The organism is Streptococcus sp. CM6, from assembly GCF_000526095.1.
Lineage (GTDB): Bacteria > Bacillota > Bacilli > Lactobacillales > Streptococcaceae > Streptococcus > Streptococcus oralis_BW.
In genome coordinates this window covers 44,329-69,233 of record NZ_JATS01000012.1, presented here as the reverse complement: position 1 = coordinate 69,233, position 24,905 = coordinate 44,329, and the positions used below count along the sequence as shown (strand labels likewise).

The 24,905-nt window shown below is 41.4% G+C and carries 34 protein-coding genes; all 34 read left to right on the top strand.

What is annotated here, in order from left to right; genetic code table 11:
• Positions 1–3 precede the first annotated feature (3 nt).
• A complete protein-coding gene (rplN, locus tag HMPREF1516_RS03930) occupies positions 4–372 on the top strand; it encodes a 50S ribosomal protein L14 (protein ID WP_000616547.1) in 369 nt (122 codons plus the stop codon).
• A gap of 77 nt (positions 373–449) precedes the next feature.
• The gene (rplX, locus tag HMPREF1516_RS03925; protein ID WP_000497691.1) at positions 450–755 is read left to right on the top strand and encodes a 50S ribosomal protein L24; all 306 of its coding nucleotides are present in this window, start codon (positions 450–452) and stop codon (positions 753–755) included.
• Positions 756–778: 23 nt separating this feature from the next.
• Positions 779–1,321 (top strand): 50S ribosomal protein L5, encoded by a 543-nt coding sequence (gene rplE / locus HMPREF1516_RS03920; protein ID WP_000013542.1) that lies wholly within the window; start codon positions 779–781, stop codon positions 1,319–1,321.
• Between the two features lie 17 nt (positions 1,322–1,338).
• Entirely contained in the window at positions 1,339–1,524 is a 186-nt protein-coding gene (locus HMPREF1516_RS03915) for a type Z 30S ribosomal protein S14 (RefSeq protein ID WP_001085697.1), read from the top strand.
• A 284-nt stretch (positions 1,525–1,808) separates the two neighbouring features.
• Positions 1,809–2,207, top strand: a complete 399-nt coding sequence (gene rpsH / locus HMPREF1516_RS03910; RefSeq protein ID WP_000245504.1) for a 30S ribosomal protein S8 — start codon at positions 1,809–1,811, stop codon at positions 2,205–2,207.
• A 187-nt stretch (positions 2,208–2,394) separates the two neighbouring features.
• Positions 2,395–2,931: a 50S ribosomal protein L6 gene (gene rplF, locus HMPREF1516_RS03905; protein WP_033605851.1), complete on the top strand. Its 537-nt coding sequence runs from the start codon at positions 2,395–2,397 to the stop codon at positions 2,929–2,931.
• Between the two features lie 83 nt (positions 2,932–3,014).
• Positions 3,015–3,371 carry a 50S ribosomal protein L18 gene (gene rplR / locus HMPREF1516_RS03900; protein WP_000624044.1) on the top strand — a complete coding sequence of 119 codons (357 nt, stop codon included), beginning with the start codon at positions 3,015–3,017 and terminating at the stop codon, positions 3,369–3,371.
• A 17-nt stretch (positions 3,372–3,388) separates the two neighbouring features.
• Positions 3,389–3,883 carry a 30S ribosomal protein S5 gene (gene rpsE / locus HMPREF1516_RS03895; protein WP_000874204.1) on the top strand — a complete coding sequence of 165 codons (495 nt, stop codon included), beginning with the start codon at positions 3,389–3,391 and terminating at the stop codon, positions 3,881–3,883.
• A 13-nt stretch (positions 3,884–3,896) separates the two neighbouring features.
• Positions 3,897–4,079, top strand: a complete 183-nt coding sequence (rpmD, locus tag HMPREF1516_RS03890; protein WP_000057241.1) for a 50S ribosomal protein L30 — start codon at positions 3,897–3,899, stop codon at positions 4,077–4,079.
• A 143-nt stretch (positions 4,080–4,222) separates the two neighbouring features.
• Positions 4,223–4,663 carry a 50S ribosomal protein L15 gene (gene rplO / locus HMPREF1516_RS03885; protein WP_000766089.1) on the top strand — a complete coding sequence of 147 codons (441 nt, stop codon included), beginning with the start codon at positions 4,223–4,225 and terminating at the stop codon, positions 4,661–4,663.
• 12 nt (positions 4,664–4,675) lie between these two features.
• A complete protein-coding gene (secY, locus tag HMPREF1516_RS03880) occupies positions 4,676–5,986 on the top strand; it encodes a preprotein translocase subunit SecY (RefSeq protein WP_000465390.1) in 1,311 nt (436 codons plus the stop codon).
• A gap of 156 nt (positions 5,987–6,142) precedes the next feature.
• Entirely contained in the window at positions 6,143–6,781 is a 639-nt protein-coding gene (locus tag HMPREF1516_RS03875) for an adenylate kinase (protein WP_001050426.1), read from the top strand.
• Positions 6,782–6,897: 116 nt separating this feature from the next.
• Positions 6,898–7,116, top strand: coding sequence for a translation initiation factor IF-1 (gene infA / locus HMPREF1516_RS03870; RefSeq protein ID WP_001029883.1), 219 nt, complete (start codon positions 6,898–6,900; stop codon positions 7,114–7,116).
• Between the two features lie 24 nt (positions 7,117–7,140).
• Positions 7,141–7,257, top strand: coding sequence for a 50S ribosomal protein L36 (rpmJ, locus tag HMPREF1516_RS03865; protein WP_001808836.1), 117 nt, complete (start codon positions 7,141–7,143; stop codon positions 7,255–7,257).
• Positions 7,258–7,274: 17 nt separating this feature from the next.
• Positions 7,275–7,640 carry a 30S ribosomal protein S13 gene (gene rpsM, locus HMPREF1516_RS03860; RefSeq protein WP_000090786.1) on the top strand — a complete coding sequence of 122 codons (366 nt, stop codon included), beginning with the start codon at positions 7,275–7,277 and terminating at the stop codon, positions 7,638–7,640.
• Positions 7,641–7,657: 17 nt separating this feature from the next.
• Positions 7,658–8,041, top strand: a complete 384-nt coding sequence (gene rpsK, locus HMPREF1516_RS03855; protein WP_001118385.1) for a 30S ribosomal protein S11 — start codon at positions 7,658–7,660, stop codon at positions 8,039–8,041.
• A gap of 42 nt (positions 8,042–8,083) precedes the next feature.
• Entirely contained in the window at positions 8,084–9,019 is a 936-nt protein-coding gene (locus tag HMPREF1516_RS03850; RefSeq protein WP_000568983.1) for a DNA-directed RNA polymerase subunit alpha, read from the top strand.
• Between the two features lie 11 nt (positions 9,020–9,030).
• Complete coding sequence (gene rplQ / locus HMPREF1516_RS03845; RefSeq protein WP_000331493.1) at positions 9,031–9,417, top strand: 50S ribosomal protein L17; 387 nt, start codon at positions 9,031–9,033, stop codon at positions 9,415–9,417.
• A gap of 263 nt (positions 9,418–9,680) precedes the next feature.
• Positions 9,681–9,947 carry an ACT domain-containing protein gene (locus HMPREF1516_RS03840; protein WP_000644114.1) on the top strand — a complete coding sequence of 89 codons (267 nt, stop codon included), beginning with the start codon at positions 9,681–9,683 and terminating at the stop codon, positions 9,945–9,947.
• A gap of 9 nt (positions 9,948–9,956) precedes the next feature.
• Positions 9,957–11,294 carry a PFL family protein gene (locus HMPREF1516_RS03835; protein WP_000354874.1) on the top strand — a complete coding sequence of 446 codons (1,338 nt, stop codon included), beginning with the start codon at positions 9,957–9,959 and terminating at the stop codon, positions 11,292–11,294.
• Positions 11,295–11,528: 234 nt separating this feature from the next.
• A complete protein-coding gene (locus tag HMPREF1516_RS03830; protein WP_000049278.1) occupies positions 11,529–12,221 on the top strand; it encodes a histidine phosphatase family protein in 693 nt (230 codons plus the stop codon).
• Positions 12,222–12,380: 159 nt separating this feature from the next.
• Positions 12,381–14,882, top strand: coding sequence for a leucine--tRNA ligase (gene leuS / locus HMPREF1516_RS03825; RefSeq protein WP_000011734.1), 2,502 nt, complete (start codon positions 12,381–12,383; stop codon positions 14,880–14,882).
• A gap of 173 nt (positions 14,883–15,055) precedes the next feature.
• The gene (locus HMPREF1516_RS03820; RefSeq protein ID WP_000407097.1) at positions 15,056–15,469 is read left to right on the top strand and encodes a YjdF family protein; all 414 of its coding nucleotides are present in this window, start codon (positions 15,056–15,058) and stop codon (positions 15,467–15,469) included.
• A 499-nt stretch (positions 15,470–15,968) separates the two neighbouring features.
• Positions 15,969–16,835, top strand: coding sequence for an ABC transporter ATP-binding protein (locus HMPREF1516_RS03815; protein WP_000602894.1), 867 nt, complete (start codon positions 15,969–15,971; stop codon positions 16,833–16,835).
• Positions 16,835–17,677, top strand: a complete 843-nt coding sequence (locus tag HMPREF1516_RS03810) for an ABC transporter permease (protein ID WP_033605850.1) — start codon at positions 16,835–16,837, stop codon at positions 17,675–17,677. The genes HMPREF1516_RS03815 and HMPREF1516_RS03810 overlap by 1 nt, the downstream gene beginning before the upstream one ends.
• 18 nt (positions 17,678–17,695) lie before the next feature.
• Positions 17,696–18,151, top strand: a complete 456-nt coding sequence (locus HMPREF1516_RS03805) for a LytTR family DNA-binding domain-containing protein (protein ID WP_000701940.1) — start codon at positions 17,696–17,698, stop codon at positions 18,149–18,151.
• Positions 18,152–18,160: 9 nt separating this feature from the next.
• Positions 18,161–18,580: a DUF3021 domain-containing protein gene (locus HMPREF1516_RS03800; RefSeq protein WP_000825488.1), complete on the top strand. Its 420-nt coding sequence runs from the start codon at positions 18,161–18,163 to the stop codon at positions 18,578–18,580.
• 94 nt (positions 18,581–18,674) lie between these two features.
• A complete protein-coding gene (locus tag HMPREF1516_RS03795) occupies positions 18,675–19,370 on the top strand; it encodes a GNAT family N-acetyltransferase (RefSeq protein ID WP_033605849.1) in 696 nt (231 codons plus the stop codon).
• Between the two features lie 11 nt (positions 19,371–19,381).
• On the top strand, positions 19,382–19,798 hold the full coding sequence (locus tag HMPREF1516_RS03790; RefSeq protein ID WP_033605848.1) for a GNAT family N-acetyltransferase: 417 nt from the start codon (positions 19,382–19,384) through the stop codon (positions 19,796–19,798).
• 488 nt (positions 19,799–20,286) lie between these two features.
• Entirely contained in the window at positions 20,287–21,285 is a 999-nt protein-coding gene (gene ruvB, locus HMPREF1516_RS03785; RefSeq protein ID WP_084647639.1) for a Holliday junction branch migration DNA helicase RuvB, read from the top strand.
• On the top strand, positions 21,266–21,850 hold the full coding sequence (locus tag HMPREF1516_RS03780) for a nucleotidyltransferase family protein (protein ID WP_033605847.1): 585 nt from the start codon (positions 21,266–21,268) through the stop codon (positions 21,848–21,850). The genes ruvB and HMPREF1516_RS03780 overlap by 20 nt, the downstream gene beginning before the upstream one ends.
• 209 nt (positions 21,851–22,059) lie before the next feature.
• Complete coding sequence (locus HMPREF1516_RS03775) at positions 22,060–22,818, top strand: isoprenyl transferase (RefSeq protein WP_033605846.1); 759 nt, start codon at positions 22,060–22,062, stop codon at positions 22,816–22,818.
• A gap of 8 nt (positions 22,819–22,826) precedes the next feature.
• Positions 22,827–23,630 carry a phosphatidate cytidylyltransferase gene (locus HMPREF1516_RS03770; RefSeq protein ID WP_033605845.1) on the top strand — a complete coding sequence of 268 codons (804 nt, stop codon included), beginning with the start codon at positions 22,827–22,829 and terminating at the stop codon, positions 23,628–23,630.
• Between the two features lie 15 nt (positions 23,631–23,645).
• Positions 23,646–24,902, top strand: coding sequence for an RIP metalloprotease RseP (gene rseP, locus HMPREF1516_RS03765; RefSeq protein WP_033605844.1), 1,257 nt, complete (start codon positions 23,646–23,648; stop codon positions 24,900–24,902).
• Positions 24,903–24,905: the final 3 nt, after the last annotated feature.

The following is a 24,905-nucleotide window of genomic DNA, read 5'->3' as shown; positions in this document are numbered from 1 at the left end:
GAAATGATTCAAACAGAAACTCGTTTGAAAGTCGCAGACAACAGCGGTGCACGCGAAATCTTGACTATCAAAGTTCTTGGTGGTTCTAAACGTAAATTTGCGAACATCGGTGATGTCATTGTGGCATCTGTAAAACAAGCTACTCCTGGTGGTGCGGTTAAAAAAGGTGACGTTGTAAAAGCTGTTATCGTTCGTACTAAATCAGGTGCTCGTCGCGCTGATGGTTCATACATCAAGTTTGACGAAAATGCAGCTGTTATCATCCGTGATGACAAAACTCCTCGCGGAACACGTATCTTTGGCCCAGTTGCACGTGAATTGCGTGAAGGTGGCTTCATGAAGATCGTGTCACTTGCTCCAGAAGTACTTTAATTTTTAGAAACAAACTAGTCCCCTAGCTTCAAGCTAGGGTGCCCTTGTGGGCGTAAGAAAAATTAAGGAGAAACCTAATGTTTGTAAAAAAAGGCGACAAAGTTCGCGTAATCGCTGGTAAAGATAAGGGAACAGAAGCTGTTGTCCTTACTGCCCTTCCAAAAGTAAACAAAGTTATCGTTGAAGGTGTTAACATCGTTAAGAAACACCAACGTCCAACTAACGAGCTTCCTCAAGGTGGTATCATCGAGAAAGAAGCAGCTATCCACGTATCAAACGTCCAAGTTTTGGACAAAAATGGTGTAGCTGGTCGTGTTGGTTACAAATTTGTAGACGGTAAAAAAGTTCGCTACAACAAAAAATCAGGCGAAGTGCTTGATTAATCACGAAGGAAAGGAGAAGTATAATGGCAAATCGTTTAAAAGAAAAATATCTTAATGAAGTAGTTCCTGCTTTGACAGAACAATTCAACTACTCATCAGTGATGGCTGTGCCTAAAGTAGATAAGATCGTTTTGAACATGGGTGTTGGTGAAGCTGTATCAAACGCTAAAAGCCTTGAAAAAGCTGCTGAAGAATTGGCGCTTATCTCAGGTCAAAAACCACTTATCACTAAAGCTAAAAAATCAATCGCCGGCTTCCGTCTTCGTGAAGGTGTAGCGATCGGTGCAAAAGTTACCCTTCGTGGGGAACGTATGTACGAATTCTTGGATAAATTGGTTTCAGTTTCACTTCCACGTGTGCGTGACTTCCACGGTGTTCCAACAAAATCATTTGATGGACGCGGAAACTACACACTTGGTGTGAAAGAACAATTGATCTTCCCAGAAATCAACTTTGATGACGTTGACAAAACTCGTGGTCTTGACATCGTTATCGTAACAACTGCTAACACTGACGAAGAGTCACGTGCATTGCTTACAGGCCTTGGAATGCCTTTTGCAAAATAATATAGGAGGTAAATCTAATGGCTAAAAAATCAATGATTGCTAAGAACAAACGTCCAGCGAAGTTCTCTACTCAAGCTTATACTCGTTGTGAAAAATGTGGTCGTCCGCATTCAGTTTACCGCAAATTTAAACTTTGCCGTGTTTGCTTCCGTGAATTAGCTTACAAAGGACAAATTCCTGGTGTAACAAAAGCATCTTGGTAATTTAAGATATCAAGGGCGTCAAAACTCCAGGTGAAAATAGGAAACTTGACGAAGAAACTGAAGTTTCTAGGAAAGTTTATCTTTTTCACGCAGAGTTTAGCCCGGGTTCAGTTGGGCTTGCCGATTTGAACACGAGCTACAGCTTTGGCAAAAAAGACCAATTTGCTTTGGAGCATCGCTCCTGCATCAAATTGCCTATTTTTGCTCTTGCTGTTACGCTCTTTGTATCATGTGTTAACTAGCAAGTGCAACTTGCAAACTACTAGTAAGAGGAGAAGAACAAAATGGTTATGACTGACCCAATCGCAGACTTCCTAACTCGTATTCGTAACGCTAACCAAGCGAAACACGAAGTACTTGAAGTACCTGCATCAAACATCAAAAAAGGGATTGCTGAAATCCTTAAACGCGAAGGTTTTGTAAAAAACGTTGAAATCATCGAAGATGACAAACAAGGCATCATCCGTGTATTCCTTAAATACGGACCAAACGGTGAAAAAGTTATCACTAACTTGAAACGTGTTTCTAAACCAGGACTTCGTGTCTACAAAAAACGTGAAGATCTTCCAAAAGTTCTTAACGGACTTGGAATTGCTATCCTTTCAACTTCTGAAGGTTTGCTTACTGATAAAGAAGCACGCCAAAAGAATGTTGGTGGAGAAGTTATCGCTTACGTTTGGTAATATTTAGCTCACAATTTCTTTGTGACTCTTCGTTATCGTCTCTTGCCTAACCCAAAGTTATGCCTGCGAGACGATGCCTAGATTCACTTTGAAATTGAAACCTAAATGTTCCTTCAAATCGAGAAATCGATTTAACCCCGTGAAAACTGGCCGTCAAGGCCTGACAATTTAACAGGAGAAAATAAACATGTCACGTATTGGTAATAAAGTTATCGTGTTGCCTGCTAGTGTTGAAGTCACTAACAATGACAACGTAGTAACTGTAAAAGGACCTAAAGGAGAACTTACTCGTAAGTTCTCAAAAGATATTGAAATTCGCGTGGAAGGTACTGAAGTAACTCTTCACCGTCCAAACGATTCAAAAGAAATGAAAACTATCCACGGAACTACTCGTGCCCTTTTGAATAACATGGTAATTGGTGTATCAGAAGGATTTAAGAAAGAACTTGAAATGCGTGGGGTTGGTTACCGTGCACAACTTCAAGGATCAAAACTTGTTTTGGCTGTTGGTAAATCTCATCCAGATGAAGTTGAAGCTCCAGAAGGAATTACTTTTGAACTTCCAAACCCAACAACAATTGTTGTTAGCGGAATTTCAAAAGAAGTGGTTGGGCAAACAGCTGCTTACGTACGTAGCCTTCGTTCACCAGAACCTTACAAAGGTAAAGGTATTCGTTACGTTGGAGAGTACGTTCGTCTTAAAGAAGGTAAAACAGGTAAATAATGTTGAGTGGTTGATTTTCAACCACCAACCTATTTTCCAACTTTGTGCATAGCACGCGATTTAAAACTAAAGAGGTGAAAACTGTGATTTCTAAACCAGATAAAAACAAACTCCGTCAAAAACGCCACCGTCGCGTTCGCGGAAAACTCTCTGGAACTGCTGATCGCCCACGTTTGAACGTATTCCGTTCTAATACAGGCATCTACGCTCAAGTGATTGATGACGTAGCGGGTGTAACGCTCGCAAGTGCTTCAACTCTTGACAAAGAAGTTTCAAAAGGAACTAAAACTGAACAAGCCGTTGCTGTCGGTAAACTCGTTGCAGAACGTGCAAACGCTAAAGGTATTTCAGAAGTGGTGTTCGACCGCGGTGGATATCTATATCACGGACGTGTGAAAGCTTTGGCTGATGCAGCTCGTGAAAACGGATTGAAATTCTAATAGGAGGACACTAGAAAATGGCATTTAAAGACAATGCAGTTGAATTAGAAGAACGCGTAGTTGCTGTCAACCGTGTTACAAAAGTTGTTAAAGGTGGACGTCGTCTTCGTTTCGCAGCTCTTGTTGTTGTCGGTGACCACAACGGTCGTGTAGGATTTGGTACTGGTAAAGCTCAAGAAGTTCCAGAAGCAATCCGCAAAGCAGTAGAAGATGCTAAGAAAAACTTGATTGAAGTTCCTATGGTTGGAACAACAATCCCACACGAAGTTCTTTCAGAATTCGGTGGAGCTAAAGTATTGTTGAAACCTGCTGTAGAAGGTTCTGGAGTTGCCGCTGGTGGTGCGGTTCGTGCCGTTGTGGAATTGGCAGGTGTGGCAGATATTACATCTAAATCACTTGGTTCTAACACTCCAATCAACATTGTTCGCGCAACTGTTGAAGGTTTGAAACAATTGAAACGCGCTGAAGAAGTTGCTGCCCTTCGTGGTATTTCAGTTTCTGATTTGGCATAAGAAAGGGGATAAAATGGCTCAAATTAAAATTACTTTGACTAAGTCTCCAATCGGACGCATTCCATCACAACGTAAAACTGTTGTAGCACTTGGACTTGGCAAATTGAACAGCTCTGTTATTAAAGAAGATAACGCTGCTATCCGTGGTATGATCACAGCAGTATCTCACTTGGTAACAGTTGAAGAAGTAAACTAATGATTTTTAGGGGATGTGCAGTATACCATCCCCTAAAACTAGATATAGTCATCTGTGATGACGTCGTATAGGCGAGTTGATAAGGGAGACAACCTTTTCTCTCTTATCGGCGCTAGCATTTTACAAAAGAGGAGAAAATAATAATGAAACTTCATGAATTGAAACCTGCAGAAGGTTCTCGTAAAGTACGTAACCGTGTTGGTCGTGGTACTTCATCAGGTAACGGTAAAACATCTGGTCGCGGTCAAAAAGGTCAAAAAGCTCGTAGCGGTGGCGGAGTTCGCCTTGGTTTTGAAGGTGGACAAACTCCATTGTTCCGTCGTCTTCCAAAACGTGGATTCACTAACATCAACGCTAAAGAATACGCAATTGTAAACCTTGACCAATTGAACGTCTTTGAAGATGGTGCTGAAGTGACTCCAGTTGTGCTTATCGAAGCAGGAATTGTGAAAGCTGAAAAATCAGGCGTTAAAATTCTTGGTAACGGTGAATTGACTAAGAAATTGACTGTTAAAGCGGCTAAATTCTCTAAATCAGCTGAGGAAGCTATCACTGCTAAAGGTGGTTCTGTAGAAGTCATCTAAGAGAGGTGACCCATGTTTTTTAAATTATTAAAAGAAGCTCTCAAGGTTAAACAAGTTCGATCAAAAATTCTCTTTACAATTTTTATCATTCTTGTTTTCCGTATTGGGACAAGTATTACTGTTCCAGGGGTGAATGCAAAAAGTTTAGAAGCTCTCAGTGGTTTATCTTTCTTAAACATGCTTAGTCTTGTTTCAGGGAATGCCATGAAGAACTTCTCCGTTTTTGCACTTGGTGTAAGTCCGTACATCACTGCTTCTATCGTTGTTCAATTGCTACAAATGGATATTTTACCGAAGTTTGTAGAATGGGGCAAACAAGGGGAAGTAGGACGGAGAAAACTAAACCAGGCTACTCGTTATATTGCACTGGTGCTTGCATTTGTTCAATCTATCGGGATTACAGCAGGGTTTAATACTCTATCTGGAGCGAAATTATTAACGACAGATTTAACTCCACAAGTCTTTGTGACCATTGGGATCATCCTAACAGCAGGTAGTATGATTGTAACTTGGCTTGGGGAACAAATTACAGATAAAGGATATGGTAACGGTGTTTCTATGATCATCTTTGCAGGTATTGTCGCTTCAATTCCTGAGATGATTAAGGGTATCTATGTTGACTACTTTGTCAATATCCCAAGTAGCCGATTGACTTCATCTATTATCTTTGTTGTTATTTTGATTATCGCTGTCTTGTTGATTGTTTACTTTACAACATATGTTCAACAGGCAGAATATAAAATCCCAATCCAATATACAAAAGTTGCTCAAGGAGCCCCATCAAGTTCATACCTCCCTTTGAAGGTAAACCCAGCAGGGGTTATCCCAGTTATCTTTGCAAGTTCCATTACAGCAGCACCTGCAGCCATTCTTCAATTTTTGAGTGCTACAGGTCATGATTGGGCTTGGGTACGTACAGCACAGGAAATGTTATCTACAACGTCTCCGACAGGTGTTGCTATGTATGCCTTGTTGATCATTCTCTTTACATTCTTCTATACGTTTGTACAGATCAATCCAGAGAAGGCAGCAGAAAACTTGCAAAAGAGTGGAGCCTACATTCATGGGGTCCGTCCTGGTAAAGGGACAGAAGAATACATGTCGAAACTTCTTCGTCGTCTTGCTACTGTCGGCTCTCTCTTCCTAGGTGTTATTTCTATCTTACCTATCGTAGCTAAAGATGTATTTGGCCTTTCAGAAGTTGTTGCTTTTGGGGGAACAAGTCTACTAATCATTATCTCGACAGGTATTGAAGGAATTAAACAATTGGAAGGGTATCTATTGAAACGTAAGTATGTTGGTTTCTTAGACACAACAGAATAGTTGTAATAGGAAATAAAATTGACTATTGCTCAGAGAGTGGAGTGTAAAAATCGAAGACGTTGTCAGATTTTTATCTCCTCTCTTCTATTTTGTTTTTAAATAGGGGTTGAAATAGATTTCTGCTTCTATTTAAATACAAAATAAGGAGATCCTATCATGAATCTTTTGATTATGGGCTTACCTGGAGCAGGTAAGGGAACGCAAGCAGCTAAAATTGTGGAGAAATTCCATGTTGCACATATCTCAACAGGCGATATGTTCCGTGCTGCAATGGCTAATCAAACTGAAATGGGTGTACTCGCAAAGTCATATATTGACAAAGGTGAGTTGGTCCCAGACGAAGTTACAAATGGTATTGTTAAAGAACGCCTTTCACAGGACGATATCAAAGAAACAGGTTTCTTGTTAGATGGTTACCCACGTACGATTGAACAAGCTCATGCCTTGGATGAAACATTGGCTGAACTTGGTATTGAACTTGAAGGAGTAATCAACATCGAAGTGAATCCAGACTGTCTCTTGGAACGCTTGAGTGGCCGTATCATTCACCGCAAAACAGGTGAAACTTTCCACAAAGTTTTCAATCCACCAGTTGACTACAAAGAAGAGGATTACTACCAACGCGAAGATGATAAACCTGAGACAGTGAAGCGTCGTTTGGATGTGAATATTGCACAAGGTGAACCAATCATTGCTCACTATCGTGCTAAAGGTTTAGTTCATGATATCGAAGGAAATCAAGATATCAATGATGTGTTCAAAGACATCGAAAAAGTATTGACAAATTTGAAATAAAGCGTTTTTCATACTTGCAAAAAATCGCGACAAATGTTATACTGAGATAGTCTGACTTATAATTGTTGCCTCTGTGTCTTGAGGCATCGAATCGAAATTTATGGAGGTGCTTTTGCGTGGCAAAAGACGATGTGATTGAAGTTGAAGGCAAAGTAGTCGATACAATGCCGAACGCAATGTTTACGGTTGAACTTGAAAATGGACATCAGATTTTAGCAACAGTTTCTGGTAAAATTCGTAAAAACTATATTCGTATTTTAGCGGGAGATCGTGTTACTGTCGAGATGAGTCCATATGACTTGACACGTGGACGTATCACTTACCGCTTTAAATAATCGAAAAACTTGGAGGGATAAGAAATGAAAGTAAGACCATCGGTCAAACCAATTTGCGAATACTGTAAAGTAATTCGTCGTAATGGTCGTGTTATGGTAATTTGCCCAGCAAATCCAAAACACAAACAACGTCAAGGATAAGATAGAAAGGAGAAAACATGGCTCGTATTGCTGGAGTTGACATTCCAAATGACAAACGCGTAGTAATCTCATTGACTTACGTTTATGGTATCGGACTTTCAACATCTAAGAAAATTTTGGCTGCTGCTGGAATCTCAGAAGATGTTCGTGTACGTGACCTTACATCAGATCAAGAAGATGCTATCCGTCGTGAAGTGGATGCAATCAAAGTTGAAGGTGACCTTCGTCGTGAAGTAAACTTGAACATTAAACGTTTGATGGAAATCGGTTCATACCGTGGTATTCGTCACCGTCGTGGACTTCCTGTCCGTGGACAAAACACTAAAAATAACGCTCGCACTCGTAAAGGTAAAGCTGTTGCGATTGCTGGTAAGAAAAAATAATATAGGAGGTAAAAGTCTTGGCTAAACCAACACGTAAACGTCGTGTGAAAAAGAATATCGAATCTGGTATTGCTCATATTCACGCTACATTTAATAACACTATTGTTATGATTACTGATGTGCATGGTAATGCAATTGCTTGGTCATCAGCTGGTGCTCTTGGTTTCAAAGGTTCTCGTAAATCTACACCATTCGCTGCTCAAATGGCTTCTGAAGCTGCTGCTAAATCTGCACAAGAACACGGTCTTAAATCAGTTGAAGTTACTGTAAAAGGTCCAGGTTCTGGTCGTGAGTCAGCTATTCGTGCGCTTGCTGCCGCTGGTCTTGAAGTAACAGCAATTCGTGATGTGACTCCAGTGCCACACAATGGTGCTCGTCCTCCAAAACGTCGCCGTGTATAATCATCGCATTACACTGCTTTTCGTTTAAGAGGGAGTAACTAAATGATTGAGTTTGAAAAACCAAATATAACAAAAATTGATGAAAATAAAGATTATGGCAAGTTTGTAATCGAACCACTTGAACGTGGCTACGGTACAACTCTTGGTAACTCTCTTCGTCGTGTACTACTAGCTTCTCTACCAGGGGCAGCTGTGACATCTATCAACATTGATGGTGTGTTACATGAGTTTGACACAGTTCCAGGTGTTCGTGAAGACGTGATGCAAATCATTCTGAACATTAAAGGGATTGCAGTGAAATCATACGTTGAAGACGAAAAAATCATTGAGCTTGACGTTGAAGGTCCTGCTGAAATTACAGCTGGAGATATTTTGACTGACAGTGATATTGAGATTGTAAATCCAGATCATTATCTCTTTACAATCGGTGAAGGTTCTTCTCTAAAGGCGACAATGACTGTTAACAGTGGTCGTGGATATGTGCCTGCTGATGAAAACAAAAAAGATAATGCGCCAGTTGGAACACTTGCTGTAGATTCTATTTATACACCAGTTACAAAAGTCAACTATCAAGTTGAACCTGCTCGTGTAGGTAGTAACGATGGTTTTGACAAATTAACCCTTGAAATCTTGACAAATGGAACAATTATTCCAGAAGATGCTTTAGGGCTTTCAGCACGTATCTTGACAGAACATCTTGATTTGTTTACAAATCTTACAGAGATTGCTAAATCTGCAGAAGTGATGAAAGAAGCTGATACTGAATCGGATGACCGTATTTTGGATCGTACGATTGAGGAACTGGACTTGTCTGTGCGTTCATACAACTGTTTGAAACGTGCCGGTATCAACACTGTGCATGATTTGACAGAAAAATCTGAAGCAGAGATGATGAAAGTACGAAATCTTGGACGCAAGAGTTTGGAAGAAGTGAAACTCAAACTCATTGACTTGGGTCTTGGATTAAAAGATAAATAAAGGAGGAATACATGGCTTACCGTAAACTAGGACGCACTAGCTCACAACGTAAAGCAATGCTTCGCGATTTGACAACTGACCTTTTGATCAACGAATCAATCGTGACAACTGAAGCTCGTGCTAAAGAAATCCGTAAAACTGTTGAAAAAATGATTACTCTAGGTAAACGTGGTGATTTGCATGCACGTCGTCAAGCAGCTGCTTTCGTACGTAATGAAATCGCATCTGAAAACTATGATGAAGCAACTGATAAGTACACTTCTACTACAGCACTTCAAAAATTGTTCTCAGAAATCGCACCTCGTTATGCTGAACGTAACGGTGGATACACTCGTATCCTTAAAACTGAACCACGTCGTGGTGATGCTGCGCCAATGGCAATCATCGAATTAGTATAAAATCATCAATTTTGTTGAGTGTTATGATGATGGAGTCTTGTGCTCTTAGTCTAGCTCTGGTCTACCGCTGGGACTTTGGTCCTAGCGGGAACACTCATCATCATTTGATAGGGTAGACGCTTGTTTACGAAATTGTTTTTTTCTTAAGAACAACTTCGTAAGCAGGCGTTTTTTAGTATTTTTTTCGGAAATATGCTATACTAGGAAAAAAGAAAATCAAAAACGTTCAGGTTTTCTAATAATCGTAGAAATGGGGTATAAGAATGAAGGCTATTATTACAGTGGTTGGTAAGGACAAGGCTGGGATCGTTGCAGGCGTGTCTACTAAGATTGCAGAGTTGGGTTTGAATATTGACGATATTTCTCAGACGGTGTTGGATGAATACTTTACCATGATGGCGGTCGTCTCTAGTAACGAAAAACAGGATTTCACTTATCTGCGAAATGAGTTTGAAACTTTTGGTCAGACCTTGAATGTTAAAATCAATATTCAGAGTGCAGCGATTTTTGATGCTATGTACAATATCTAGGAGGTTATCATGGATATTAGACAAGTTACGGAAACCATTGCCATGATCGAAGAGCAGAACTTCGATATCAGAACCATCACCATGGGGATTTCCCTTTTGGACTGTATTGATCCAGATATTGAACGTGCTGCTGAAAAAATTTACCAAAAAATTACTACTAAAGCTGCAAATCTAGTGGCTGTAGGAGATGAAATTGCTGCAGAACTTGGTATTCCTATTGTCAATAAACGGGTATCGGTGACTCCGATTTCCTTGATTGGTGCTGCGACTGATGCGACGGACTATGTCGTTTTGGCAAAGGCTCTTGACAAGGCTGCCAAGGAGATTGGTGTTGACTTTATCGGTGGATTCTCAGCTTTGGTACAAAAAGGCTACCAAAAAGGAGATGAAATTCTCATCAATTCTATCCCACGCGCTCTAGCTGAGACAGACAAGGTTTGTTCGTCTGTTAATATTGGCTCAACCAAGTCAGGTATCAACATGACTGCGGTTGCAGATATGGGACGTATCATCAAGGAGACAGCGAACTTATCAGATATGGGAGCGGCTAAGTTGGTCGTATTTGCTAACGCTGTTGAGGACAATCCTTTTATGGCGGGGGCCTTCCATGGTGTCGGTGAAGCAGATGTCATCATCAATGTTGGTGTTTCAGGTCCTGGTGTTGTCAAACGCGCCTTGGAGAAAGTTCGTGGTCAGAGTTTTGATGTAGTAGCGGAAACAGTCAAGAAAACAGCCTTCAAGATTACTCGTATCGGTCAGCTGGTCGGTCAAATGGCGAGCGAACGCCTTGGAGTTGACTTTGGGATTGTAGACCTAAGTTTGGCACCAACTCCTGCAGTTGGAGACTCTGTGGCACGTGTCCTTGAGGAAATGGGATTAGAAACAGTTGGTACGCATGGGACGACGGCTGCCCTCGCTCTTTTGAATGACCAAGTTAAGAAGGGTGGAGTGATGGCTTGTAACCAAGTCGGTGGCTTGTCAGGTGCTTTTATCCCCGTTTCTGAAGATGAGGGGATGATTGCTGCGGTGCAAAATGGCTCTCTGAATTTAGAGAAACTAGAAGCCATGACAGCTATCTGTTCTGTTGGACTGGATATGATTGCCATTCCAGAAGATACGCCTGCTGAAACCATTGCAGCTATGATTGCGGATGAGGCGGCCATCGGTGTTATTAACATGAAAACAACGGCTGTCCGTATTATTCCAAAGGGCAAAGAAGGCGATATGATTGAGTTTGGTGGCTTGCTAGGAACAGCTCCAGTGATGAAAGTTAACGGGGCTTCGTCTGTTGATTTCATCTCTCGCGGTGGCCAAATTCCTGCGCCAATCCATAGTTTTAAAAATTAATAAAAAGTGAGAGGATTTAAGTTGAGTTTAAGGATGACGGTGTATACTATAATCATTAAATAAAGACCTCCTAACTTTATTTAATAGAAATCCTAAATTTTTTCATAATAATCTCCTAGGGAAGCTACCATGAGGGTAGCTTTTCTTTTGGATAATTTACAAATGTTGGCTTTGCTTTTGAAAGCCGAATATTTCTTTGATCCATGATATAATAGAAGAAATGGAGGATAGAAAATGTCTAAAGTAAGATTGTACTTGGTCCGTCATGGGAAAACGATGTTTAACACGATTGGACGTGCACAAGGATGGAGTGATACGCCTCTAACCGCAGAAGGTGAGTTGGGAATCCATGAACTGGGAATTGGCTTGAGAGAGTCTGGTTTACAATTTGACCGCGCTTATTCCAGTGATTCAGGGCGCACCATTCAAACTATGGGAATTATCCTAGAAGAACTTGGTTTGGAGGGAAAAATCCCTTACCGCATGGACAAGCGCATCAGAGAGTGGTGCTTTGGTAGTTTTGATGGGGCCTATGATGGGGACCTCTTTATGGGCTTGATTCCGAGAATTTTCAATGTAGACCATGTTCATCAGTTGTCCTATGCGGAGCTAGCAGAAGGTCTAGTTGAGGTTGATACTGCAGGCTGGGCTGAAGGTTGGGAAAAACTCAGTGGTCGAATCAAGGAAGGCTTTGAAGCGATTGCCAAAGAAATGGAAGAACAAGGTGGGGGCAATGCTCTCGTCGTAAGCCATGGAATGACCATTGGGACCATTGTTTATTTGATTAATGGTATGCATCCGCATGGCCTCGATAATGGTAGCGTGACGATTCTTGAATATGAGGACGGTCAGTTTAGCGTTGAGGTTGTTGGTGACCGTAGTTATCGAGAGCTAGGACGTGAGAAGATGGAAGAAATAAAAAATTGATAGAAGTTAGCTCCGATTAGGAGCTAATTTTTTTCCTGTTAAATAAGGTGGATTTGCGACTCAGTATTTCTTGTTATCCAAGTCTAAAAGAACATTTCTCGTCTTTCAAATTCCCCTAAAAATGGTATAATAGTAACATCATAAAATTGGAGAGAGACCATGAGTTTTTACAATCATAAAGAAATTGAGCCTAAGTGGCAGGGCTACTGGGCAGAACATCATACATTTAAGACAGGAACAGATGCATCAAAACCGAAGTTTTATGCTCTCGACATGTTCCCATATCCTTCAGGAGCTGGATTGCACGTAGGACACCCAGAAGGTTATACAGCAACCGATATCCTCAGCCGTTACAAACGTGCGCAAGGATACAACGTCCTTCACCCAATGGGATGGGATGCCTTTGGTTTGCCAGCTGAGCAGTACGCTATGGACACAGGAAATGACCCAGCGGAATTCACAGCAGAAAACATTGCTAACTTCAAACGTCAAATCAATGCGCTTGGATTCTCTTACGACTGGGATCGTGAAGTCAACACAACAGATCCAAACTACTATAAGTGGACTCAGTGGATCTTTACTAAGCTTTACGAAAAAGGCTTGGCCTATGAAGCGGAAGTACCAGTAAACTGGGTGGAAGAATTGGGAACAGCCATTGCCAACGAAGAAGTCCTTCCTGACGGAACTTCTGAGCGTGGAGGCTATCCAGTTGTCCGCAAACCAATGCGCCAATGGATGCTCAAAATTACGGCCTATGCAGAGCGCTTGCTTAACGACTTGGATGAGTTGGACTGGCCAGAGTCTATCAAGGATATGCAACGTAACTGGATCGGGAAATCAACTGGTGCCAATGTCACCTTTAAAGTGAAAGGGACTGACAAGGAATTTACCGTCTTTACCACTCGTCCTGATACGCTTTTCGGTGCGACCTTCACCGTTTTGGCTCCTGAGCATGACTTGGTTGACGCTATCACAAGTCCAGAGCAAACTGATGCAGTTGCAGACTACAAACACCAAGCTAGTCTTAAGTCTGACTTGGCTCGTACTGACCTTGCTAAGGAAAAAACTGGTGTTTGGACGGGCGCTTATGCCATTAACCCTGTAAATGGCAAGGAAATTCCAATCTGGATTGCCGACTATGTTCTTGCTAGCTATGGTACAGGTGCGGTAATGGCTGTACCTGCCCATGACCAACGTGACTGGGAATTTGCCAAACAATTTGACCTTCCAATCGTAGAAGTGCTAGAAGGTGGAAATGTAGCAGAAGCTGCTTACACAGAAGATGGTCTTCATGTCAATTCAGACTTCCTAGATGGCCTTAACAAAGAAGACGCTATTGCTAAGATTGTGGCTTGGTTGGAAGAAAAAGGCTGCGGTCAAGAAAAAGTCACCTACCGTCTCCGTGACTGGCTCTTTAGCCGTCAACGTTACTGGGGTGAGCCAATTCCAGTCATTCATTGGGAAGATGGGACTTCAACGGCTGTTCCTGAAAATGAACTCCCACTTGTCTTGCCTGTAACCAAGGACATTCGCCCTTCAGGTACTGGGGAGAGTCCATTGGCTAACTTGACAGACTGGCTTGAAGTAACTCGTGAAGATGGGGTCAAAGGTCGTCGTGAAACCAACACCATGCCACAATGGGCAGGTTCGAGTTGGTACTACCTCCGCTATATCGACCCACATAACACAGAAAAATTGGCTGATGAGGACCTCCTCAAACAATGGTTGCCAGTAGATATCTATGTGGGTGGTGCAGAGCATGCTGTACTTCACTTGCTTTACGCTCGTTTCTGGCACAAATTCCTCTATGACCTCGGTGTTGTTCCGACTAAGGAACCATTCCAAAAACTCTTTAACCAAGGAATGATTTTGGGAACAAGCTACCGTGACCACCGTGGCGCTCTTGTGGCAACTGACAAGGTTGAGAAACGTGACGGTTCCTTCTTCCATGTGGAAACAGGAGAAGAGTTGGAGCAAGCGCCAGCCAAGATGTCTAAATCGCTCAAGAACGTTGTCAACCCAGACGACGTAGTGGAACAATACGGTGCCGATACCCTTCGTGTTTATGAAATGTTCATGGGGCCGCTGGATGCATCTATCGCTTGGAGCGAAGAAGGGTTAGAAGGCAGCCGTAAATTCTTAGACCGTGTTTATCGTTTGATTACAAGTAAAGAAATCACTGCGGAAAACAATGGTGCTCTTGACAAGGTTTACAATGAAACAGTTAAATCTGTCACTGAGCAAATCGAGTCCATGAAATTCAATACAGCCATTGCCCAACTTATGGTCTTTGTCAACGCTGCTAATAAGGAAGACAAACTCTATGTGGACTACGCCAAAGGCTTTATCCAATTGATCGCCCCATTTGCACCTCACTTGGCAGAAGAACTCTGGCAAACTGTTGCAGCAACAGGTGAGTCCATCTCTTACGTGGCTTGGCCAACATGGGACGAAAGCAAATTAGTTGAAGATGAAATCGAAATCGTCGTCCAAATCAAAGGTAAAGTCCGTGCCAAATTGATGGTCGCTAAAGACCTGTCACGTGAAGAATTGCAAGAAATCGCTCTAGCGGATGAAAAAGTTAAAGCGGAGATTGACGGTAAGGAAATCGTGAAGGTGATTGCGGTACCTAACAAACTCGTTAATATCGTTGTGAAATAAGATAGGAATCCTTCAGAGTAGAATCTGGAGGATTTTTAAATTGGATTATGCTATAATAGTCCCAACTAAGATAAAAACACAGTTCTGGTTGGTAGTCCAGACGTAGGTAAGCCTATCAGTAACCTTCCTCCTTGGTTGTCCATTCTTAGGGATAGATTTAAGGAGGTGCTGTCGTGGAAATCGTTTCAATTGGCTTGACAGTGTATTTTGAAGATGGATTTTGGCATGGATTGTTTGCACAAGAGTATGAGGAAACTTATCAAGTTTGTCGTGTGACATTTGGTCAGGAACCAAAAGAGGATGAAATTTTGAGACTTTTACAGACTCAGTTTGCTCGGTTATCTTTTAGTCCAGAGGCGACAGTTAAACAGCATGTGAAGATTAAGAATCCGAAGCGTCTGCAGCGAGCTGTAAAGAAACAGGTGAAGCAGAAAGTTTCTTCTAAGTCACAAGAGCTTTTACAGTTGCAGTATGAGGAACGGAAAAAGCATTCAAAACAACAGTCCAGTCTCCAAAAGCAATTGCTCAAGCAAGAGAAATTTGAACGCAAACAGCAAAAACGTAGAGAGAAGCACAAGGGACACTAGTGACTCTCTCTTTCATAAAATAGAACAGCTCTTCTTGGATAACAAGAGCTGTTTTTGCTTGTATTGAAGATTTCTTTCCTAATAGATAGACTTATCGTTAATGGCAGTTTCAAATTCAGGACCATACTTGCTTACTTTAAATTTAATCCTGCCCCATTCAGCATTTTCATTTTACTAGAAGGGAGTGTGTGCCATGATTTCTGATTCATTTTTTATTGTTTGGTTTAGCGAGAACAATACTATTGACTCTTGGATTTTTCTGCCGGATGTTATAAAACTCCTCTTTTATAGCGCAGGTTTAAAAATATAATGTGTGGTTGTAAGTGTTTTTCAACATCCTCTAGTGATTCGATAGGAGAAAAACGGTTGCAGCCTGCAGCACTTTAACTTAGCCCCCATTATTTTACCACTTGTCCTTTCATTTTAACTACTTATCTCAAAAGTCGATTTTTCTTTCATTCTTTTTGTTAAACTAGTGTGGTAAAGAGGAGGAAAAAATATGATTTTACAAGCTAAGTATTTGACTAAACGGTACGGCAACCATATGGCTGTCGATGATATTCAGTTAGAGTTTGAAAAAGGAAGTTTCAATGCTATTTTGGGACCCAATGGTGCAGGGAAATCAACCACCATTTCCATGTTAATCGGTTTGAAAAAGCCGACACAAGGTCAGATTCGATATGCGTCAAATACGAAAATCGGAGTTGTTTTTCAAGTCAGTGTACTGGATGAGATGTTGACGGTTAGGGAAAATCTCACGATTCGTGCTCAACAGTATAAGGAGATTGCAGCAAGTCGTGTGGATGATTTGATTCATCAACTGGGTTTGACGGCTTTCCAGAAACAACTATATGGGACTTTGTCAGGTGGGCAAAAACGTCGGGTTGATATTGCACGTGCTCTTCTTTCGCGACCAGATATTCTTTTCTTGGATGAACCAACCACAGGTCTTGATATTCAGACGCGCAAATCCATCTGGGATCTACTGTATCGACTACAAAAGGATGAAGGGATGACTATTATCTTAACGACTCATTATCTGGATGAAGCAGATGAAGCGGATCAGATCTATATCGTTGATCATGGGAAAGTGATTGCGCAAGGTTCTGCGACTGCTATTAAAAGTCAGTATGCATCTAATATCCTAAAAATTCGTTTTAAAGAAATGAAGGATTTAGAAAAGCTGCTACAGACTGGAATGACAGTAGAGGAAGAAAATGAGTTGGAATATCTTTTTTATCCAAGGACGTCACAGGAAGCCATTGAATATTTGGCAAAAGTTCGAGAAGAAATTGATTCTTTTGAGTTTCGCCCAGGTACTATGGATGATGCCTTTATTGCACTTACAGGAAGAGAGGTTCGCTAATGCTAGCTTTATTGAAACGGAATTTTATCTTATATTTTCGTAATCGTTCGGGAGTATTTTTCTCATTATTGGGGGCATTGATTTCCTTCCTCCTTTATATCATTTTTTTGCAGAAGAACTTGACGGATGCTTGGTCTCAACTCCCTGATAATACGAACCTTTTAAACAACTGGCTGATGGGTGGGACCTTGGCTGTGACTGGGATGACAACCAGTTTTACGGCTCTTACACAAATGGTACAGGATCGTGAAAATCAAGTAGATCAAGATCTTTTCTTGACAGATTTAGGTAGCTGGGGCTTACAGGCGTCCTATCTAATCAGCAGTATTATCATTTCTTTTGTCATGCAGGTGTTTATGTTTGCTGTTATGAGCCTTTATTTTAAAGAAAGTCCAGTTATCAGTCATTTACCGGAAATCGCTTTGATTATGTTGTTAAGCAGTCTGCTTTCAAGTTTGGTAAATGTTCTCTTGATTTACCGTTTTCAATCTGTAGATAGCCTTGGTAAACTGGCAACGATAGTGGGAACTGCTTCTGGATTTTTAGTAGGAACTTATATCCCTATTGGAGTATTACCTGATTCTGCACAGCTTTTCATGAAATGTACCCCTGCAACTTATATTGCTTCTCTTTATCGACAAGTCTTGATGAAAGAGCGGTTAGAGACCGCATTTTCAGGAAATAACAGTCTGTTACAGGAATTTCAAGAAAAAATGGGAATCCAAATCAACTGGCAAGAACTATTGACAAAGGGAGAAACATACTTTATAGTGGTTATTATCAGTCTCGTCGCTATTCTTCTTTGGCTTTTATTTGTTAAAGTGTTTAGCAAGAGAAAATAAAGATGTATTGGAGAGAAAATGAAGATTCGTTTTGAAATGAAGACAGAGTTTTCAGAAAAAGACCCACACATTTTAATTCAGGCAGCTCAGTTAACCGACCAAGCAAGAGAGGTCATGGAGTATTTAGAACAATTTTCAACGACCAATCAGGTGGTCATTCCTATTCGAACGGATGATCATCTGGTTATGGTGAAAATTGAGGATCTTATTCTAGCAGATATCGATAAAAATTTGTTGACCATTTATACGGTAGATGGGATTTATAAAACTAAGGAAACATTGACAAACTTTCAGAATCGGGTTAACCGACGTAACTTTATACAGATATCACGTCATTCAATTATAAACATTGACCATCTAGAGTCATTATCGGATAGCTTTTCAGGGAACATGATGGCTAAGATGACTCGGGGTATCAAATCGAGTGTGAGTCGGAAATACGTTAAGTCCTTAATGGATTATCTAGGTTTATAGGAGAAAATCATGAAGCGATTGATTGCTTATTTTGTATCGGGAATGCGTACGGCCTCCTTTGTTTATTTGAGTTTGGTGTTATTGGCTCAGTTTTATTCAGGTATTACCTATCCCACACCAACGACAAAAAATATTCTAGCTTTGTTTTTGATGAGCGGAATTATGGGGGTATTGACCTTAATCCTTGAAAGGCTAGAGTTTCTTGCTTATAGTATGCGTGTAGGAGTTCATTTGTTAGCGACAGCTACTATTTTAGTATTGACCTACCTATTTTTTGGCTGGGGTTCAGCCTTGTTGAGTCCCTTGCTTTGGTTCTTTTTCTTATTAATTTATGGACTGATATGGTTGTACCAGATCTGGCAAACTCACAAGCTCACCCAACGAATTAATCAGGCCTTAGAAGATAAAAGAAAGAAAACGAATCACTAATGTAGTGTTGAGGATGAGGTTTGAGGAGAGTGCTAGTTTCCATATAGAGCAAATTATGATATAGTATTTTCAGCGTAAAGCAAGGAGAAAAACGATGCCAGTAAATGAATATGGTCAGATAATTGGTGAGTCAATGGAAGGTTATACTCCAGGAGAATTGCCTTCCATTGATTTCTTAGAAGGGCGCTACGCTCGGATAGAGGCTCTTTCGGTGGAAAAGCATGCGGAGGATTTATTAGCTGTTTATGGTCCAGGTACTCCTCGGGAGATGTGGACCTACCTCTTTCAGGAACCAGTGGCAGATATGGAGGAACTGGTTAGCCTTTTAAATCAGATGTTGGCTCGTAAGGATCGCTTTTACTATGCGATTGTAGACAAGGCAACTGGTAAGGCCTTGGGAACTTTTTCTCTCATGCGCATTGACCAGAATAACCGAGTAATAGAAGTGGGTGCCGTCACTTTTTCTCCAGAGCTCAGGGGAACACGTATAGGGACAGAGGCTCAGTATCTCCTAGCGCGATATGTTTTTGAGGAGCTTAACTATCGTCGCTACGAATGGAAATGTGATTCTCTAAATATCCCATCAAGACGAGCTGCGGAGCGTTTGGGCTTTGTCTATGAAGGAACCTTCCGTCAGGCAGTCGTTTATAAGGGGCGTACGAGGGATACGGATTGGCTCTCTATGATTGATAAGGACTGGCCTCAAGTCAAAGCTCGTTTGGAAGCATGGCTAGCTCCTGAAAATTTTGATAAAAATGGACGGCAGTACAAGAGCTTAAGAGAATTCTGAGAGGTATTGAGATGATGACTATTAGAAGGCAAGAAATTGTCAAGCTAGAGGATGTTTTGCATCTCTATCAGGCAGTTGGATGGACAAATTATACCCATCAACCTCAGATGTTGAAGAAAGCCTTGTCTCACTCATTAGCGATTTATCTGGCACTTGATGGCGATGCCGTGGTGGGCTTGGTCCGTTTGGTCGGAGATGGTTTTTCATCGATTTTTGTCCAGGATTTGATCGTTTTGCCTAGCTATCAGCGCCAAGGGATTGGTAGCGACTTGATGAAAGAGGCTTTAGGTGACTTCAAAGATGCCTATCAAGTCCAACTAGTGACCGAACAGACAGAGAAAACCTTGGGATTTTATCGTTCCTTGGGCTTTGAAACCTTATCTACTTATGATTGTACAGGAATGATTTGGGTAGATCGAAAAAAATAAAATAATTATTTTTTCTTAAGTAAAGTTTAAGCCTTTTCCTGTATTATATAATCATTAAATAAAGACCTCCTAACTTTATTTAATGAAATCCTAAACTTTTCTTTTTCATCATAATCTCCTAAAGAAGTCACCCAATCAGGTGGCTTTTTTATGGCTTGGAGAGGAAAAATCCATTTGAAAAAAATTTTTAAAAAAATGATAAATCAAAGAAAAAATTAAGTTAGCTTTAAGATTCATCTTGTATCATATAATCATTAAATAAAGACCTCCTAATACTCTTCGAAAATCTCACCATACTTCGTTAGAGTCGACTTAGCTAACTATAGTTATGCTTGCGTCTATCTGCCTAGTCTGATTTCGATTTTCATTGAGTACCCTTTATTTAATGAAATCCTAAACTTTTCTTTTTCATAAATAATCTCCCTAAAGAGGCCACCCAATCAGGTGGCTTTTTTGTTTGTGGCTTGGATTTTTGATATAATAGAGCCATGAGTAGAATTTTAGATAATGAAATCATGGGGGATGAGGAGTTGGTAGAACGTACCCTCCGTCCCCAGTATTTACGTGAATATATTGGGCAGGATAAGGTCAAGGACCAGCTGCAAATCTTTATCGAGGCTGCCAAAATGCGGGATGAGGCACTGGACCATGTTCTTTTATTTGGTCCTCCAGGTCTCGGGAAAACAACCATGGCCTTTGTTATTGCCAATGAACTGGGAGTCAATCTCAAGCAAACGTCTGGTCCTGTCATTGAAAAAGCGGGGGATCTGGTAGCGATTTTGAATGATTTGGAACCTGGAGACGTTCTCTTTATTGACGAGATTCATCGCTTGCCCATGTCGGTGGAAGAGGTGCTTTATAGTGCCATGGAGGACTTCTACATTGATATCATGATTGGGGCTGGTGAAGGTAGTCGCAGTGTTCATCTGGACTTGCCACCTTTTACCTTGATTGGTGCGACAACCCGAGCCGGTATGCTTTCAAATCCTCTGCGAGCACGTTTTGGGATTACGGGTCATATGGAATACTATGCCCACGCTGACTTGACAGAGATTGTTGAGCGGACAGCAGATATTTTTGAGATGGAAATCACCCATGAGGCAGCTTCGGAGTTGGCCTTACGCAGTCGAGGAACTCCTCGTATCGCCAATCGTCTCCTCAAGCGCGTGCGCGATTTTGCCCAGATTATGGGGAATGGCTTGATTGATGATGTGATTACGGATAAGGCTTTGACCATGCTGGATGTAGACCGTGAAGGTTTGGACTATGTAGACCAAAAAATCCTTCGCACCATGATTGAGATGTACGGTGGTGGTCCTGTCGGTTTAGGAACTCTTTCTGTTAATATTGCCGAGGAGCGTGAGACAGTCGAAGATATGTACGAACCTTACTTGATTCAGAAAGGTTTCATCATGCGAACTCGTTCTGGACGGGTGGCAACTGCTAAGGCATATGAACATTTAGGTTATGAATACAGTGAAAAATGAACAAGATATTCTAGAGGTTTTTAGAGAAAATCTAGATATGATGACCATTCTGACCATCATCCGTGACCTTGATCTGAAAGATTCGTGGTTGGCAGCAGGTTCTGTCAGGAATTTCATCTGGAATCTCTTGTCAGACAAATCGCCTTTTGACCGTGAGACGGATGTGGATGTGATTTTCTTTGATCCAGATGTTTCTTATGAGGAAACAGTATCCCTAGAGAACAAGCTGAGAGAAGATTTCCCTCAGTATCAGTGGGAGTTGAAAAATCAGGTCTATATGCATCTGCACAGTCCCCACACAGCGCCTTACACGAGTTCTCGTGATGCCATGAGTAAATATCCGGAACGCTGTACGGCGATAGGCCTTCGCTTGCATGACGATGCAACTTTAGAGTTCTTTGCGCCTTATGGTATAGAGGATATTTTAAAGTTTCAAGTTTCCCCTACTCCTCATTTTTTAGAGAATGAGGACCGGATGAAGCTCTATCAAGAACGCCTGTCCAAGAAAAATTGGCAAGAAAAATGGGAAAATCTCACTTTTTCAAAAAACTTAAGAAAAGTTTAAGTTAGGAACGGTATACTAAGTCCATAAGTTAAGAGAAACTTAACTTAAACTCCTAAAACTTTTTCATAATAATCTCCCTATAAAATAAAGTCGCCCAATCAGGCGGCTTATTTTTTGTTACTTACAAGAAATGATAGTAACTTAGCAATAGAAGAAAATAGGGAAGTATGGTATAATAAAACGATAGATTTTTGAATAGGAATAAGATCATGTTTGGATTTTTTAAGAAAGATAAAGCTGCAGAAGTAGAGGTTCCAATACAGGTTCCTAATCATATTGGCATCATCATGGATGGGAATGGTCGCTGGGCTAAAAGACGCATGCAACCACGGGTTTTTGGTCATAAGGCGGGGATGGAAGCCCTTCAAAAGGTGACCAAGGCGGCCAACAAGCTGGGCGTTAAGGTTATTACGGTCTATGCTTTTTCTACGGAAAATTGGACTCGTCCGGATCAGGAAGTCAAGTTTATCATGAACTTACCAGTCGAGTTTTATGATAACTATGTTCCTGAATTGCATGCAAATAATGTTAAAATTCAGATGATTGGGGAGACGGACCGTCTGCCTAAGCCGACTTTTGAAGCTTTGACAAAAGCAGAGGAATTGACTAAGAACAATACGGGTTTGATTCTCAATTTTGCTCTTAACTATGGTGGACGTGCTGAGATTACACAGGCTGTTAAGCTAATTTCTCAGGATGTTTTAGATGCGAAAATCAATCCGGGTGATATCACAGAGGAATTGATTGGCAACTATCTCTTCACCCAACATTTGCCTAAGGATGTGCGAGATCCGGACTTGATTATTCGTACAAGTGGAGAATTACGCTTGAGCAATTTCCTTCCATGGCAGGGGGCGTATAGTGAGCTCTATTTTACGGATACCCTGTGGCCTGATTTTGACGAGGAAGCCTTACAGGAAGCCATTCTTGCCTATAATCGTCGTCATCGCCGATTTGGAGGAGTTTAGGAGAAAATATGACCAAGGATTTACAAGAGAGAACACTGTTTGCTGGACTGGCTCTGCTTATCTTCCTTCCCGTCTTATTTGTTGGAGGGCTCTTGTTGCAGATAGGAATTGGCTTGATAGCTATGCTGGCTGTTCATGAGCTCCTGCACATGAAGGGACTAAAGACCATGACCATTGAGGGCACCTTGACCCTCCTTGCAACCTTTGCTCTCACAGTCCCCTTAGAAAATTACCTAACTTTTTTGCCGGTTGATGGCAATGTAGTTGCCTACAGTGTTTTGATTACAATTATGTTAGGAACGACTGTTTTCAGTAAAAACTATACGATTGAAGATGCTGCCTTTCCAATTGCTGTGAGTTTTTATGTTGGTTTTGGTTTCAATGCCTTACTAGATGCTCGTATAGCTGGATTTGATAAGGTTCTCCTGGCTCTCTTTATCGTTTGGGCGACAGATAGTGCAGCTTATCTGACGGGGGTGAATTTTGGCAAGCATAAGTTAGCCCCGAGAGTTTCTCCTAATAAGAGTATTGAGGGCTTTGTTGGGGGTGTTCTAGGTGCGGTACTGATAACAGTACTCTTCATGCTAGTGGACAGTACAGTTGCTCTTCCCTATGGAATTTATAGGATGAGTCTTTTTGCCACCTTCTTCAGTGTGGCAGGTCAGTTTGGTGACTTGATTGAGAGTGCTATGAAACGCCATTTCGGTGTCAAGGATTCTGGAAAATTTATCCCTGGACATGGCGGTGTATTGGATCGCTTTGACAGCATGTTGGTTGTGTTTCCAATGATGCACTTATTTGGCCTGTTTTAAAGAAAGGAAGATTGAATGATTGGATTGCTAACCTTTATCCTCGTTTTTGGGATTATAGTGGTGGTGCATGAGTTTGGACATTTTTACTTTGCCAAGAAATCAGGCATTCTAGTTCGTGAATTTGCCATTGGTATGGGGCCCAAGATTTTTTCCCATATCGGTAAGGATGGCACTGCTTATACCATTCGGATCCTTCCTCTAGGAGGCTATGTTCGTATGGCAGGCTGGGGTGATGATGCAACGGAAATCAAGACAGGAACTCCAGTCAGTTTAACACTTGCCGACGATGGCAAGGTCAAACGGGTCAACCTCTCAGGGAAGAAACTGGATCAAACGGCTCTTCCTATGCAGGTAACTCAGTTTGACTTTGAAGACAAGCTCTTTATCAAGGGGTTGGTCCTGGAAGAAGAAAAGACTTTTGCAGTGGATCATGATGCGACGGTTGTTGAAGAAGATGGAACCGAAGTGCGCATCGCTCCTTTGGATGTACAGTATCAAAATGCTTCTATCTGGGGCAAGCTCATCACCAACTTTGCAGGTCCTATGAATAACTTTATCTTAGGTGTTGTTGTTTTTTGGATCTTGATCTTTTTGCAGGGCGGTGTTAGAGATACTCAGACAAATCTCTTTCACGTCATGCCAGAGGGAGCTTTGGCTAAGGTGGGTGTAGCTGAGACAGCTCAAATTACTAAGGTCGGCTCGCATGAGGTTAAAAATTGGCAAGACTTGACCCAGGCTGTGGAAGCAGATACCAAGGACAAGACCGCTCCGACCTTGGATGTGACCATTTCTGAAAATGGTAGCGAAAAACAAGTCACTGTGACTCCAGAAGAAAATCAGGGACGTTACATTCTTGGGATTCAACCGGGGGTCAAGTCAGACTTTCTATCCATGTTTGTTGGTGGATTTACAACTGCTGCTGATTCAGGGCTCCGTATCCTTTCGGCTCTGAAAAACTTGATTTTCCATCCAGATTTGAACAAACTCGGTGGTCCCGTTGCCATTTTTAAGGCAAGTAGCGATGCTGCTAAAAATGGTCTTGAGAATGTCCTCTATTTCCTAGCTATGATTTCCATCAATATCGGGATTTTTAACTTGATTCCGATCCCGGCTTTGGATGGTGGAAAGATTGTGCTCAATATCCTAGAGGCTATCCGCCGTAAACCCCTTAAACAAGAAATTGAAACCTATGTCACCATGGCTGGTGTAGTTATCATGGTTGTCTTGATGCTAGCTGTGACCTGGAATGACATTATGCGACTCTTCTTTTAGATA